At 71.0% G+C, this 13,223-nt stretch carries 15 protein-coding genes; 3 read left to right on the top strand and 12 right to left on the bottom strand.

The genetic code is table 11. From position 1 onward, the window contains the following. Positions 1-9 precede the first annotated feature (9 nt). Genes ABD987_RS13855 through ABD987_RS13835 form a run of 5 tightly spaced genes read right to left on the bottom strand, consistent with a single transcriptional unit; the run spans position 10 to position 4,824 of the window. The gene (locus ABD987_RS13855; protein WP_345391809.1) at positions 10-1,338 is read right to left on the bottom strand and encodes an MFS transporter; all 1,329 of its coding nucleotides are present in this window, start codon (positions 1,336-1,338) and stop codon (positions 10-12) included. A 49-nt stretch (positions 1,339-1,387) separates the two neighbouring features. Further along, on the bottom strand, positions 1,388-2,794 hold the full coding sequence (locus ABD987_RS13850; RefSeq protein WP_345391806.1) for an FAD-dependent oxidoreductase: 1,407 nt from the start codon (positions 2,792-2,794) through the stop codon (positions 1,388-1,390). After that, a complete protein-coding gene (locus tag ABD987_RS13845) occupies positions 2,791-3,570 on the bottom strand; it encodes an SDR family NAD(P)-dependent oxidoreductase (protein ID WP_345391803.1) in 780 nt (259 codons plus the stop codon). Before ABD987_RS13845 ends, ABD987_RS13850 begins: the two co-directional genes overlap by 4 nt. Further along, positions 3,563-4,381 carry an SDR family NAD(P)-dependent oxidoreductase gene (locus tag ABD987_RS13840; RefSeq protein WP_345391800.1) on the bottom strand — a complete coding sequence of 273 codons (819 nt, stop codon included), beginning with the start codon at positions 4,379-4,381 and terminating at the stop codon, positions 3,563-3,565. Before ABD987_RS13840 ends, ABD987_RS13845 begins: the two co-directional genes overlap by 8 nt. After that, a complete protein-coding gene (locus tag ABD987_RS13835) occupies positions 4,378-4,824 on the bottom strand; it encodes a nuclear transport factor 2 family protein (RefSeq protein WP_345391796.1) in 447 nt (148 codons plus the stop codon). The genes ABD987_RS13840 and ABD987_RS13835 overlap by 4 nt, the downstream gene beginning before the upstream one ends. 109 nt (positions 4,825-4,933) lie before the next feature. Here ABD987_RS13835 and ABD987_RS13830 point away from each other — a divergent pair, with 109 nt between their 5' ends. Next, complete coding sequence (locus ABD987_RS13830) at positions 4,934-5,629, top strand: IclR family transcriptional regulator (RefSeq protein ID WP_345391793.1); 696 nt, start codon at positions 4,934-4,936, stop codon at positions 5,627-5,629. Between the two features lie 11 nt (positions 5,630-5,640). Here the strand turns inward: ABD987_RS13830 and ABD987_RS13825 are convergent, their stop codons facing one another. From ABD987_RS13825 to ABD987_RS13810, 4 genes are all read right to left on the bottom strand, one after another. Further along, complete coding sequence (locus tag ABD987_RS13825) at positions 5,641-7,188, bottom strand: TetR/AcrR family transcriptional regulator (RefSeq protein ID WP_345391790.1); 1,548 nt, start codon at positions 7,186-7,188, stop codon at positions 5,641-5,643. Between the two features lie 95 nt (positions 7,189-7,283). Continuing rightward, positions 7,284-8,159 carry a LysR family transcriptional regulator gene (locus ABD987_RS13820; protein ID WP_345391787.1) on the bottom strand — a complete coding sequence of 292 codons (876 nt, stop codon included), beginning with the start codon at positions 8,157-8,159 and terminating at the stop codon, positions 7,284-7,286. A gap of 46 nt (positions 8,160-8,205) precedes the next feature. Next, positions 8,206-8,520 carry a nuclear transport factor 2-like protein gene (locus ABD987_RS13815; protein WP_345391784.1) on the bottom strand — a complete coding sequence of 105 codons (315 nt, stop codon included), beginning with the start codon at positions 8,518-8,520 and terminating at the stop codon, positions 8,206-8,208. Between the two features lie 67 nt (positions 8,521-8,587). Beyond that, positions 8,588-9,343, bottom strand: a complete 756-nt coding sequence (locus ABD987_RS13810) for an SDR family oxidoreductase (RefSeq protein WP_345391781.1) — start codon at positions 9,341-9,343, stop codon at positions 8,588-8,590. Between the two features lie 341 nt (positions 9,344-9,684). Between ABD987_RS13810 and ABD987_RS13805 the strand changes: the two genes are divergently transcribed. Together ABD987_RS13805 and ABD987_RS13800 are read left to right on the top strand one after the other, a co-directional pair. Next, complete coding sequence (locus ABD987_RS13805) at positions 9,685-10,239, top strand: TetR/AcrR family transcriptional regulator (RefSeq protein ID WP_345391778.1); 555 nt, start codon at positions 9,685-9,687, stop codon at positions 10,237-10,239. Between the two features lie 32 nt (positions 10,240-10,271). Continuing rightward, the gene (locus ABD987_RS13800) at positions 10,272-10,652 is read left to right on the top strand and encodes a tautomerase family protein (protein WP_345391775.1); all 381 of its coding nucleotides are present in this window, start codon (positions 10,272-10,274) and stop codon (positions 10,650-10,652) included. A 61-nt stretch (positions 10,653-10,713) separates the two neighbouring features. On the opposite strand, the gene ABD987_RS13795 is transcribed toward ABD987_RS13800, so the two are convergent. From ABD987_RS13795 to ABD987_RS13785, 3 genes are all read right to left on the bottom strand, one after another. Continuing rightward, positions 10,714-11,154: a hypothetical protein gene (locus tag ABD987_RS13795; RefSeq protein ID WP_345391772.1), complete on the bottom strand. Its 441-nt coding sequence runs from the start codon at positions 11,152-11,154 to the stop codon at positions 10,714-10,716. Between the two features lie 327 nt (positions 11,155-11,481). Next, positions 11,482-12,015, bottom strand: a complete 534-nt coding sequence (locus ABD987_RS13790; protein ID WP_345391769.1) for a snapalysin family zinc-dependent metalloprotease — start codon at positions 12,013-12,015, stop codon at positions 11,482-11,484. Continuing rightward, entirely contained in the window at positions 12,012-12,746 is a 735-nt protein-coding gene (locus tag ABD987_RS13785) for a S1 family peptidase (RefSeq protein ID WP_345391766.1), read from the bottom strand. The genes ABD987_RS13790 and ABD987_RS13785 overlap by 4 nt, the downstream gene beginning before the upstream one ends. Positions 12,747-13,223 lie beyond the last annotated feature (477 nt).

Raw genomic sequence — 13,223 nt, 5'->3', positions numbered from 1 at the left:
GATCACGCCCTAACGTCCGGACAAGTAGTTAACGTCTAAACTACCTGACTCCGGGACCGGGCGCGGCCCGCGGGAGACCCTGAGGAAGGCGAGCATGACCGCGCAGACCACCAGGCAGGCGATCGGGAAGTACAACCCGACGGTCACGTTGTCGGCGGTGGCGTTCTTGCCGATCACGTACGGCCCGAAGAAGCCGCCCAGCGCCGCGATCGAGTTGATCGCGGCCAGCCCCACCGCGGTGTGCTCCTTGGACAGGATCCGCGCGGTGAGCGCCCAGTACGGCGCCAGGTAGCCGAGCACGCCGACCGCCACCAGCGACAGGCAGATCAGCGCCGCCACCGGGGTGTGCCGGAACTGGATCGCGCCGAACAACCCGATCGCGGCCAGCAGCATCATCGCGATGACGTGCCCCCGCCGCTCCCCCGTCCGGTCCGAGTTGCGGGCGACCAGCAGCATGCCGAGCGCGCCGACCACCCACGGGATGACGCCGAGAAGACCGATGTTGGTGGCCGAGTACGAGGCGTCCATCTGCTTCACGATCTGCGGCAGGAAGAAGGTGAACCCGTACAGGCCGCACGCCGCGAAGAAGTTCGCGATCGCCAGGTGCAGCACCCGCCGGTCCTTCACGATCCGCAGCTGGCCGAGGAAGGTTTCCTTCCGCTCCGGCACGTATTCCCGATCGATCTCGCCCTGCAGCCACGTCCGCTCGTCCGCAGTGAGGAACTTCGCCTTGGCGGGCGTGTTGGGCAGCAGGAACAGCACCGCGACGCCGACGAGCACCGCGGGCAGCCCCTGCAGGATGAAGACCCAGCGCCAGCCCGCCAGCCCGAACCAGTGCACCTGGTCGAGGATGACCCCGCCGGTGAGGCTGCCGAGGATCATGGCGAGGGGCTGCGCGAGCGCGAGTGTCGCGATCGCGCGGCCACGTTCCGCGCCCCGGAACCACAGCGTCAGGTACAGCAGCAGCCCGGGATACAGCCCGGCTTCGGCCACGCCGAGCACGATCCGCGCGACGTAGAGCTGCGGCACGTCCCGCACGAACCCGGTGACGGCGGTGACGATGCCCCAGCTGATCGCGATCCGGGCGAGCCACACCCGCGCGCCGACCTTCTTCATGATCATGTTGCTCGGGACCTCGAAGACCACGTAGGCGAGGAAGAAGATCGCCGACGCGGTCCCGAACACCGCGGTGGTGATCGCCAGCTCGTGCTGCATGCCGAGCTGCGCGTAGCTGATGTTGGAGCGGTCCATGTAGTTGAACACGTACAGCAGGGCGACCAGTGGCAGGACGCGTCTGGTCACCTTGCGGACGGTCCGGCGGCCGAGGTCGGTGTCCATGGTTGTCTCCTCGTCGTTGAGGTGGCGCACTGGGGGACTCATCGGGAAATCACTGCGGAAAGGCGTTCGTGGCGGCGATCCGGCCCATGGTGATCGCGTTGGCGACCGCGTTCCCGCCGCCGACGTAGCGCTCCCCCAGCACGCCCGCCCCGGCCTCGCCCGCGGCGAACAGGCCGGGAACGACGTCGCCGCGCTCGTCGCGGACGGCGGCGCGGGCGTCGATCTCCAGCCCCGCGTGCGTGCAGACCAGTTCGGCGGGCAGGGTGCGCGCGGCGTAGAACGGCGGCTCCCCGATCGGCGCCGGATGGTCGGTGACGCCCTTGTTGGCCAGGGTGCGGTGCCGCAGGAACTCGGGGTCCTCGCCGCGCGGGAGCCCGTCGTTCCACCGGCGCACGGTGGCGGTCAGCGTCCCGGCGGGAACGCCGATCAGCTCCGCGAGCCGTTCCAGGCTGTCCGCGCGGATCGTGCGTCCTTCCGTCGCCTCACGCAGGACGACGTCGGCGTCCCAGTGCGCGTAGCCCGCGGGCAGGGCGAGCCGGGCGCGCTCGTCGAAGACCATCCACACCGGACCGTCCTGCGCCTCGATGATGCCGCCGGACACGGCGTAGGAAGCGTCCTCGTCCATGAACCGGCGCCCGCGGGAGTTGACCAGGATCCGCGACTTCGGCGGAAAACCGGACTGCCAGTGGTGCAGCCGCTGGAAGTACGCGGTCGGCAACAGCAGTCCCCAGCCGTCACCGGTCACCGCCGCGCCGACCTGCTCGCCGAACCGCAGGTGATCGCCCCGGCTGCCCGGAGCGGCGACCACGAACAGGTCCTCGCCCGCGCGCAGCGCCGCCGGGTAGTACCGGGCCAGCAGCCCGGGATCCCGCGCGAACCCGCCGCTGGCCACCACGACCGCGCCCGCCCGCACCTCGACGTCGTCCGCGACGACGCCCACGGCCCGGCCGTTCGCGGAGACCAGCCGCTCCACCCGGGTGTTCGGCACGATCTCGACGCCGAGTTTCCGCGCGGCCCTCACCAGCACCTGGACGATCCCGTAGCCCTGGTCCTTCGGCACGTGCCCGCGCCACACGTCCTCGACGCCGGCCTGGCACAGCCCCGGGGTGTGCGCGTTGCCCGACACCCGCGCCGGGATCTCCACCCCGAGCCCGATCAGCCATTCCAGCGCCGGGCCGGCCTGCGCGCAGAACGCCGCCACCAGCCCGGGATTGAGCATCCAGTGGTTGAGATCCATGTAGTGCTGGAAGAACTTCTCCGGCGAGTCCTCGACGCCGAGTCCCGCCTGCACGCTGGTGCCCGCCGCGGTGAACATCCCCGCGGACAGCTGGGTCGACCCGCCGAGCTCCGGTTCGGACTCGAACAGCAGGACCTTCGCACCCCGTTCGGCGGCGGTGACCGCGGCGGCCAGCCCGGCTCCCCCGCCACCGACCACGATGACGTCGTACTCGTTCACAGTTCCCCTCCCGCGTCGGCGAGGATGCGGTGGTACAGGCCGTTCGAGACGAGCCCTCCGTCCACAGTGACCTCACTGCCGGTCATGTAGCTGGATCGGTCCGAGAGCAGGAAGAGCACGGCCTCGGTGACCTCCTCGGGACGTGCCGTCCGCCCGGCGGGGACGCTGGCGACCGCGGCGCCGACGAAGGCGTCCGATCCGGCCAGCAGCCCGGTGTCCACCAGTCCGGGATGGACGGAGTTGACCCGGATCCCCCACTTGGCGAAGTTGCCCGCGGCGGATTTCGACAGTCCGGTCAGTCCCCATTTGCTCGCCGAATACGCGGGCGAGAAGTAGCCGATCTGACCGGAGATCGAGGAGATGTTGACGATGGAGCCGCCGCCCGCGTCCCGCATCGGCTCCGCCACGGCCCGCATGCCGTGGAACGGGCCGGACAGGTTGACCCGCAGCACCCGCCCCCAGATTTCGCCGGTGGTGTCGAGGAATTCGAGCCGCCGGGAAATGCCCGCGTTGTTCACCAGCCCGCCGAGTGTGCCGTGCGCGGCGAGGATCTCGGCCACCACCCGGGCCCAGTCCTCCGGCTCGCCGACGTCGAGCCGGTGCGCGGACGCGGACCCGCCCGCCGCGACGATCCCGGCGGTCACCCCGGTGACGTCCGCGAGGTCGGCGAGGCAGACGTGCACACCACGGGCCGCGAGCGCGCGGGCGTGCGCGGCGCCCATGCCCGCGGCCGCGCCGGTGACCAGCACGACGTCCGGGTACTCGCCCTCAGACATGCCGGGAGCCGCCGTCGACGGCGATGCTGTGCCCGGTCACGTACCGCGCGCTGTCCGAGAGCAGGAACAGCAGCGGGCCGACGACCTCCTCCGGCGAGCCGATCCGGTGCAGCGGCACCACGTCCAGCGCGTGCTGGAGCGCGACCGGGTCCTCCTTCACCCAGCGGGTCATCTCGGTGTCGACGTAGCCGGGCGCGAGGGCGTTGACCCGGATGCCCTTGTCCCCGAACTCCACGGCCAGCGACTCGGTCAGGTGCGCGACGGCGGCCTTGGAGGTGCAGTAGGCACCGCGGCCCCGGCGCACCCGCAGCGCGGAGACCGAGGACATGTTCACGATCGCGCCGCCCGGCTCCAGATGTCGCGCGGCGGCCTGCGCGCCGAACAGCACACCCTCCACATTGACCGCAAGGGTCGCGCCGATCTGGTCGGCGGTGATCTCGTCCGCGAGCGCGAACGGGAAGATTCCCGCGTTGTTGACCCAGAAATCGAGGCGCCCGAACTCCTCGAGTGCCCGCTGCGCCACCGCCTCGTGGTCGTCCGGCTTGGTGACGTCGGCGCGGATCGCGACCACGCGGCCGGGTTTCTCGTGCACCGCGCCGGCGACCAGCTCACGGGTGAGCTCACCGGCGGTGGCCGTCATCTTCGCTTCGTCGATGTCGGCGCCGACGACGTGGACGCCGCGCGTGGCCAGTGCCGCGGTGAACCGGGCGCCCATCCCCTGTGCCGCACCGGTGACCACGGCGACCTTGCCGGGGAACTCCGGGTAGACCGCCGTCATCGGCTCGTGCCGCGTGCGTCCGCTTTCGCTCATTCGCTGCTCTCCTGTTCGTCGTCCCGGCGCACGGTGCGGCGGCGGATCCGCGCCCCGTCGCCGAGGACCAGTTCGTCGGTGATCGTGGTCTGCCGGACCAGCCGCGACGGGCCGCCCGCCGGGGTGGCCACGATCTGCAGGTAGGCGTGCGCCGTGGCGGTGCCCGGCCCGGTGGGCACCACGAAGACGTTCGTGACGACGTGCCGGACCACCTCCCGGCTTTCCCGGCCGGCCGCGAAGAACCGCTCGGCGAACCGGGTCAGCTCCGCGGTGCCCGCCACGGGCGCCGGATAGCTCGGCGAGTGGAACTCCCCGTCCGCGGTGAACGTGCCCGCCCACGCGCGGGCGTGACCGTTGTCGATGAAGTGGCTCTGCGCCCCGTAAAGCTGGTGGACGCGGGCGAGCGTCTCGGGGCTGACGTCGACGACGACTTCGGGTGGCACGGCTTACCTCCGCGGCTTGCACGTCTCGGTGAACGTGCTATTATCGCACGCATCGTGCGAACTGCGGAAACACTAGGTCGGGCTCCGCGGCCCCGTCAAGAGGAGTCCCATGTCCGAAAACCCCGTCCAGCTCGACTCGGGCATGTCGAAAACCCTCCACAACGGACTGGAGATCCTCGAACTGCTCGTGACGCACCCACGGGGACTGACCCTCACCGAGATCGCCGAGGAGATCGGCGTCCACCGCACCGTCGCCCACCGGCTGGTGCGCACGCTCGAAGCGCACCGGCTCTGCCGCCGCGACCGGTTCAAGCGCATCTCGCTCGGCAACGGGCTGGTGCGCCTTGCCGAGCCGGTCGAGCAGGACCTGCGCACCCTGGCCCGGCCGATCCTGGAGGAATTGACCGAACTCACCCAGGCCACCGCGCACCTGGTGGTCCGGGAGAACGAGCGGCAGGTGCGGATGCTGATGATCGTCGAACCGCGCCAGGCGCGGATGCACGTCAGTTTCCGCCCGGGACAGGTGGACCCCATCGACCGCGGCTCGGCCGGGCTGGCGATGCTCGCCGCCGCCCCGGCGGCACCGGACGAGCGGGCCGAGATCACCCGGGCGCGCGGCCGGGGATTCGCCGTGTCCTACGGCGAAATCGCGCCCTCGGTGATCGGTGTCTCCGCGACGGTCCCGGACCGCGACCCGGCCGGGGGCGTCAGCATCGGCCTGTCCCTGTTCGAGGCCCCGGACGAGGACCGGCTCGGCCACGCCGTGGTCGACGCCGCGCGACGGCTGGGCCAGCTGCTGCGCTGACCGTCGAACCTTCAGGCGAAGTCGAGCGCGTAACTGGTCGCCCGGCCGTCCCGGGACGCCAGCACAAGCTCGATCTCCCCGGCCGAATCGGTGAGCCGCTTGACCGTGATGGTCAGCTCACGTTCGCGCAGCACGGCCTTCCCGTCACTGCTCGCCTGGACGTGGACGACACCGGCCGACAACGGGACCCGGCCGTTCCGCTGCCCGAAGCTCACCTCGTAGCTGCTAGTCGGCCCGCCGTCCACGGTGACCGCGATGCCGACACAGCCGCGATCATCGGGCCGTCGCACCGTGACCCGCGCCGCGCCGTCCTCGACGACGACCTGATCCGCCCTCCGGACCTCGGCCGCCAGTTCGTCCAGCGCGGCGAGCACCTCCCTCGGCGACCCGAGCAGCCGGGAATTCCTTTCCAGGAATGCGAGATCGCGCTGGGAGAGGTTCCGGGAGACGATGGCGCCGTCGACCTTCAGCAGGAACACCGAACCGGCCTGGATACAGGCGTTCCGCTCCGAGCCGAGCGCGGTGATCAGCTTCGCTACCGCGTCGGCCCGCGCGGCGTCGATCTCCGCCTGTGGCTTGTGCAGGACCGGCATCTCGATCGCACGCTCCAGCCGGGTCATGACATCCGCCATCTCGGCCGAGGTCAGCGCCTTCTTGGTGCGTCCCAGCATCACCTTGAACCACGACCCGATGACCGGCGGCCGCTCGTCGGTGACCTCGATCCCGAACACGTCCAGCACCGCCAGCGTCGCCCGGTGCACCTCGCCCGCGTTCGTCCCGGGCTCCAGGTAGATCGACACCGGCACTGGGCGAACGGCGGCGGGTTCGACCGGCATCGGCTGTTGGACCAGGTGCGGCCCCGCAGCCCTGGCCGCCGCGTAGCGGCGGTCCAGCTCCAGCACCGCGGCCCGCTGCGACACCGGCGCCGGGGACCCGGTCACCGCGCGACTCGCGACCCGCGCGAGGAACCGTTCGATCTCCCGCCGATCGAACGAGGGCGAATCGCCGTCACGCCACAACCGGACGGCCGCCTCGATGCCGCCGGTCAGCATCCCGCCGAAGAGGACACGTTCCTCCTCGCCGAGCGACTCGACGGTGGCCACCGCGTCGACGACAAGGTCGGCGACTTCGCGCTCGACCCGGCCGAGTATCTCCTGTACCGCGGTGTCCCCGCGCAGCCCGGAATCGAGGAGAAGCTGCCCTGCCGTGTCGTTCCCGGTGACGAAATCGAGGTAGGCGCGCACCGCCGCGCGCACCCGATCCTCCGCGCCGCTCGTCACGTCCTCCAGCGCCGCCACGACAGCCTGGACCAGGTGGTCACCGAGTACCTCCAGCAGGGCCGTGTACAGCTCAAGCTTCCCCGGGAAGTGCTGGTACAGGACCGGCTTGCCGACACCGGCCTCATCGGCGACGTCGCCCATCGCCGCAGCGTGGTAGCCACTAGCCAGGAACACCCGCCGCGCGGCGGCCAGGATCTGAGCGCGCCGTTCCGCGCGCGGCATTCGTGTGCCACGGCCCCATCGCTGTGTTTCCGTTTCGGTCTGGTCGCGGGAACTCACGATCGCTCACCTTCCGCCGGGACGGCATCGGCGTGCATTCTCCCGCGCGACCGGATCGAGCGCCATCACCGGACCGGTACGGCCGGGACCGTGGTTCAGTCCCCATTGACAACGAGGAATTCGTCGCGGATCTCGCTGCTGGTGTGCGGATTCCACAGTGCGTGCAGCGGCGCGTACGCGGGAGGCCGCAGTTCGAGCACGCGCACCCGGCCGTCCGCGGCGGTCCCCGGCTCGGCCGTCACGAAGGCGACGTCACGGGTACCGAGCACGGCGGTGACCGGCGGGGTACCCTGGATCGGGTTCCGGACGGCGCGGGGCTCGAATCCGGCGCGGCGGCAGAGATCGAGCAGCAGGTCCGTGTAGCCGGACCGGCCCGGTGTGCCCCATACGACGATCCGCTCGGCGGCGAGGTCGGCCGGTTCCAGGTGGGCACGGGTGGCGAGCGGGTGATCGGCGGCGACGGCGATCGCCAGCCGGTGCCGGTCCAGTGTGGTGCGGGTGAGCCCGTGCGGCGGGCGGATTCCCCGGCACAGCCCCAGTTCCAGGTCACCGCGGACGAGTTCCTCGACGAGCACGTCCGGGTACCGCGGATACGCCTCGGTGCGTAGGTCCGCCACGTCGGCGTGCACCGCCCGCAGCAGGGCGGTGACCTCCTCACCGGTCACCGCGGGGGTGTGCCCGATCCGCAGCGTTTCGGCCTCGCCGCGGCCGATCCGCCGGGCCCGCAGGAGCGCGGAACGCGCGAGGCCGTGCAGCACCTTCGCGTCCTCGATCAGCGCGAGCCCGGCGGGCAGCGCGGTGACGCCGGTGGCGTCCCGAGCCAGCAACGGCACGCCCACCTCGCGTTCCAGCGTGCGGATCGACGTGCTGAGCGCCTGCTGGGACAGGTGCAGGCGCGCGGCGGCGCGGGTGAAGCTGCCCTCCTCCGCGACGGCGATCAGCTGGTCCAGCTTGCGCAGGTCCACTCCCACCGTCCCCCTCCCACGGCGGCCAGCCGGGACGTCGCGGACACCGGTTTCAGGCCTGCCCGGTGTCGAACCGGGTGATCCGGCCGTCCCGCACGGTGAACCGCCAGCGGGTACGCATCGCCCCCCACGTCGAGTTCGTGAACGTCGCGACCAGTTCCCGTCCACCGTCCTCTTCGGACTCGACGGCCATCCGCCCGTCCGCCGAGAAGATCTCCTTGTCCACCCACGCCGCGAGATCCCGGTCCGTGCCGTCGTCGGACATGGTCGCGTCGCCCGCCAGCAGGGCGTCGAACGCGGCCCGGTCCCCGGCGTTGATCGCGGCCACGAAGTCCCGGACGACCGGGTCGGTCGGTTGCTGCGCCATCTTCTGCTCCTTCTCGTGTGCCCGGCGGCCCCGTCGATCATCACCCATCCGGCGTCGCCCGGCGTGGTCAGCGGGTGGTGTAGCCGCCGTTGGCGAAGATGGTCTGCCCGGTGATCCACCATCCGTCGGTCGCCAGGAACCGGACCAGCGGCACGATGTCCTCGATCTTCGTCAGCTGGTCGCCCAGCGCCTGGGACTTGTGGAACTCCACCCGTTCGGGGGTCTCCTGCGGATAGAAGAACGGGGTGTCCATCGGACCGGGCGCGACGTTGGTGACCGAGATCCCGCGGGCGGCGAACTCCTTGGAGGCCGCGCGGGTGAAGTGTTCCAGCGGCGCCTTGCCCCCGGCGTAGGTGGAGTAGCCGTCGGTGTAGGCGGCGAGCAGCGAGGTGACCAGGCTGACGATCTTCCCGTGGTCGTTGAGCCTGCGACCGGCCTCCTGGAGGAAGAAGTACGCCGCCTTGGCGTTGACCGCCAGCATCGTGTCGTACTCGGCCTCGGTGGTCTCCAGGATCGGCTTGCGCAGCACCATCCCGGTGGTGTTCACCGCGACGTCGGCGCCGCCGAACTCGTCGACCGCGACGTCGAACAGCCGCCGCACCTCGCCGACCCTGGTCAGGTCCGCCTGCACGGTGACCGCGCGCGAACCCGCCGCGCGCACCGCGTCCGCGGTCTTCTCGGCGTCCGCCTGGGACCCGTCACCGTGGTAGTGGATCACGATCTTCGCGCCGGCGTCCGCGAACGTGGTGCTGATCAGCCCGCCCAGGTTCTTCGCGCCCCCGGCGATCACCGCGACCTTGTCCCGCAGCGTGTGTCCGGTCATCGATGCACTCCTCTTTTCGCCTTCACCCGAACGCTTTCCGGGCCTGTCACCACGCTAAGCAGCCGCACGGACCGCGGGGAAACACAAAGATCGGGTGCCCCGACAACCTCGGTGGATACCACCAGGCCAAGGCCGTTCGACGGGTCCGCGAAAGCCCCCTTCCCTGCCTTGAGCGCCGTGAAGGGGGCCTTCACGGCGCTTCGTTGGCGGGCGGCGGTGCCGAGGGACGCCTTCGGTGCGCTCGATGCACCGAGGGACGCCCTTGGCGCATCCAACGCATCCAGGGCGTCCCTCGGACCCGCCCCTTCTGGGCTGTACCTACTAGTATGTATACTGCTCGCATGGACACGAGGGAACGGCTCATCGAGAGCACCCGTGAACTGCTGTGGGAACGCGGATACGTGGGCACCAGCCCGAAGGCGATCCAGGAGCGGTCCGGCGCCGGGCAGGGCAGCATGTACCACCACTTCCAGGGCAAACCCGAGCTGGCACTGGCCGCGATCGACCGCAGCGCGGCGGATCTGCGGGCCAGGGCGGAGGCCGAACTCGGTGGCACCGGCCCGGTGACCGCCCGGATCGGCGCGTACCTGCGGCGGGAACGGGACGCGCTGAAGGGCTGTCCGGTCGGGCGGCTCACCCAGGACCCCGACGTCATGGCCGACCCCGGACTGCGCCGCCCGGTCGAGCAGACCTTCGCCTGGCTCACCGACCGGCTGGCCGGGCTGCTGGCGGAGGGCCGGGAGAACGGCGAATTCGACGCCGGGCTCGACCCGGTCGCCACCGCCACCGCGCTCGTCGCCGTGCTCCAGGGCGGTTACGTGCTGGCCCGCGCCGCCGGTTCCGCCGCGGTGTACGAGCGCGCCGTCGACGGTGCGCTCGGCCTGCTCACCCGCTGACCCTTTTCCCCTTCACCCCAAGGAGAACAGCCATGCCCTTCGTCCGGATCGACGCGCTCCACGCGGACGCCGCCCGGCTCGACGCGCTCGGCCGCGCCGTGCACGAAGCACTGATGGAGACCATCGGCATCCCCGCCGACGACCGGTTCCAGGTCCTCACCGGCCACGACGGCGTCCGCGGCACGCTGCGGTACGACGACTACCTCGGCCAGGCCCACGACGAGGGCATCGTGTACGTCGCGATCACGATGCGGGCCGGGCGGACCCCGGAGCAGAAGCAGGCGCTGTACCGGCGAATCGCCGAACTCGCCCACCACTACGCCGGGACCGAGCCGCGCAACGTGGTCGTCACCCTCACCGAGAACGCGTCGATCGACTGGTCCTTCGGCGGCGGCGTGGCCCAGTACGCCTGACGCCCCGCCGGGGCGCCGCCGCGTCCGGGGTGGCCCCGGCGATCGGGATGACGACCCCGGGTCAGCTCAGCCACTGGTAGCCGGACGGGCGGGCCGGCGGCATGTTCCCCGCGGCCACCATCTTGAACACCGTCACGACGTTCACCTCCGCGCGCGGGTCGGCGAGCATCGTCAGCACCCTGCTGACACACGGATAGACGAGCTGCTCGTCCGGCGTGGTGACGGCGTAGCCCTCCCACACGCCGTCGGTGACGTACCGCCACCGCCACCCGAACTGGAGCCGCCACTGCTCGCCGAGCAGGAATCCGAGTTCGGTGGCCTCGGCGACGGCCTCCTCCGGAGTGAGGTCGGCGAGGCGCCGCCGGGTGATCCGCCTGGCGATCGCGCGCACGACACGCCGGGGCCGGGTCCGGCGCCGGATCCCGAGTTCGGCGCGCGCGTAGGCGGCCTTCCTGGCGATCTCGTCCCGTTCCGGCTCGGTCGGTACCCGTGCCCCAGCCATCGCGGCCCCCGGTTCAGCCCGTCATCGTCGACGACTCCCGGGATACCACATGGCGGTCCCGAACACGAGGGCGCCGGGCAAGATCCTCCCCGGGAAGCACCGCGTCCCGCTCCGCCGGGACGGCCCGGCGGCGGGCCGTCCGCGTCGTCGGCGGCGGCGCGGGCCCCCGGGGCGCACCGCTTCCGGAAGGAGTGTCGCCCTTCGAAAACCTCGTCCGTCCTTTATGGACCCGTCCTTCGAAACCGTTGCGGACACGGGAAAAGCGCGGACGACGCCGTCCGCGCCGGGGATCCGGTCACGGACGGCGCCGCCGTCACGCGGTGGTGCTCAGCGGTACACGCGCACGCCGTCGTTCACCGACGCGAACCCGTTGGCGAAGTTCTCGTCGACCTGCGCGCGCTCACGCGCGTCGGGTATCGCGTTCTTGCAGGAGATCCCGGGCCCGTGTCCCGACATCAGCTCGGAGCAGGGGCCGGTGTAGTGATCGGGAAGACCGAGGTTGTGCCCGATCTCGTGGGCCAGGATCCGGGTGGGATCGTTGCCCTCGGCCACCTGCTGGGTGTCGATGTAGATGTCGCCCCTGCCGTGCCCGTCGGTCTGCGTGTACGAACCACCGCCGGTCACCTCGTGGATCAGGATCGTGGCGGCGCCGCCCGCGTCGAGGTGCACGTTGTGCACCGCGCCGTTCCAGTTGGCCGCCGCCTGGGTGGCCTCGGCCTGGTAGTCGGGCGCGTCCGAGGCGTCGTAGTACAGGTCGACCACCAGCGGCGACGCTTCGGCGGCGGTGGCGACCTGGACGCCGGTCAGCGGGAGCAGTACGGCCGCGATCCCGGTGGCCGCGTAGGCGAGACGGCGGTTCATCGCGTGCCTCCGTCCAGGCGCCCGATCTGCCCGTCGATCCACGAACGGTACTGCGCGATGCCGGTGTAGAGCGTGCTGGTCGCGCACTCGCCGCCGTTGTCGCCCGGCCCGTGGGTCTCGCCCACGAGCGTCCAGCTGCCACCGGAACCGACGATGGCCGGACCACCGGAGTCGCCGTGGCAGGCCGAATGCGCGTAGTCGCCGGAGATGCAGACGTCCTCGGCGCCGCCGCCACCCTCGGCACAGGCACCGCTGTCGAGCACGGACAGGTCGATCTCCTGCAGGGTCTGCGGGGTCTGGCAGCTGGGCCAGCTCAGGCAGCCCCAGCCGAGCAGCCGCGCGCTCGTGCCCGGCGCCGGGTTGCTGTCGGCCATCCGGATCGGAGCCGACTGGGCCGGCTGCGACAGGTGCATCAGCGTCAGGTCGGTACCCGGGTTCGTGGTGACGTTGTCGATCGTCCCGACCTCACCACCGGAGTCGTGCTGGGTGGAGCCGATCCGGCCCTGGTAAGCGTTTCCACAGTGGTGGGCGGTCACGATCCATTGGGGCGCGACGAGACTGCCACCACAGCCGTTGTCCAGCGCCACCATGAACGAATACGTCTCGGTGGCGTCGCCGCCACCGATAATGGACGGCTGGGCGGTGCCCGGCGGCGGGGCCGCGGACGCCGGCACGGCGAGTGCGAACACGACGGCGCACGCGCCGAGCGCGGCCAACAGGATTCTGCGCACAGCAATTCCCTCCATACGTAATCAAGTGCCCTAAACGGACATTGGACACAAGCGAGGCAGCCACGCACCGGACGTTCGTTCAGGTGCTGTTCACATGTCCGGCGGCCACAGGATTGCAGGGTTCGAAAAACCCGGACACCTTCGAACGGAGGGAATTAACCGACCATGTCCGGGGCGGTGCACCGGGAGATCTCCGGTGTCCACAGGGCATCCGTGCGCGACTACCCGGGCCGCGGCGAATCCGCTACGCTCGCGCGCCCGGGATTCTCATCGCTACCCGACGCCCGTCCATTCCGGAATTCCCGGCGAATTTTCCGTCGGGTACCGTGAATTGCCGGAACCCCGGAACAGTGTCCGGCCATCCACGCAGGAAATACGGAAATCACGAGCCCGGCCGGGGAGAGGAACACGAAGACCGCCGGGATCGACGATACCCGGGACACATCACCGGGAGAACGCGATCGCGGCGATCACCCA

This window comes from Amycolatopsis samaneae (assembly GCF_039541975.1).
Classification (GTDB): domain Bacteria; phylum Actinomycetota; class Actinomycetes; order Mycobacteriales; family Pseudonocardiaceae; genus Amycolatopsis; species Amycolatopsis samaneae.
Note: the sequence above shows the minus strand (reverse complement) of the source record. Positions and strands in the feature narration are given on the sequence as shown.

What these genes read in the sequence shown, in the direction of transcription:
- ABD987_RS13840 (WP_345391800.1), bottom strand. Translation starts at nt 4,381, where the DNA reads ATGAGCGAAAGCGGACGCACGCGGCACGAGCCGATGACGGCGGTCTAC.
- ABD987_RS13810 (WP_345391781.1), bottom strand. Translation starts at nt 9,343, where the DNA reads ATGACCGGACACACGCTGCGGGACAAGGTCGCGGTGATCGCCGGGGGC.
- ABD987_RS13805 (WP_345391778.1), top strand. Translation starts at nt 9,685, where the DNA reads ATGGACACGAGGGAACGGCTCATCGAGAGCACCCGTGAACTGCTGTGG.
- ABD987_RS13790 (WP_345391769.1), bottom strand. Translation starts at nt 12,015, where the DNA reads ATGAACCGCCGTCTCGCCTACGCGGCCACCGGGATCGCGGCCGTACTG.
- ABD987_RS13815 (WP_345391784.1), bottom strand. Translation starts at nt 8,520, where the DNA reads ATGGCGCAGCAACCGACCGACCCGGTCGTCCGGGACTTCGTGGCCGCG.
- ABD987_RS13845 (WP_345391803.1), bottom strand. Translation starts at nt 3,570, where the DNA reads ATGTCTGAGGGCGAGTACCCGGACGTCGTGCTGGTCACCGGCGCGGCC.
- ABD987_RS13800 (WP_345391775.1), top strand. Translation starts at nt 10,272, where the DNA reads ATGCCCTTCGTCCGGATCGACGCGCTCCACGCGGACGCCGCCCGGCTC.
- ABD987_RS13855 (WP_345391809.1), bottom strand. Translation starts at nt 1,338, where the DNA reads ATGGACACCGACCTCGGCCGCCGGACCGTCCGCAAGGTGACCAGACGC.
- ABD987_RS13795 (WP_345391772.1), bottom strand. Translation starts at nt 11,154, where the DNA reads ATGGCTGGGGCACGGGTACCGACCGAGCCGGAACGGGACGAGATCGCC.
- ABD987_RS13830 (WP_345391793.1), top strand. Translation starts at nt 4,934, where the DNA reads ATGTCCGAAAACCCCGTCCAGCTCGACTCGGGCATGTCGAAAACCCTC.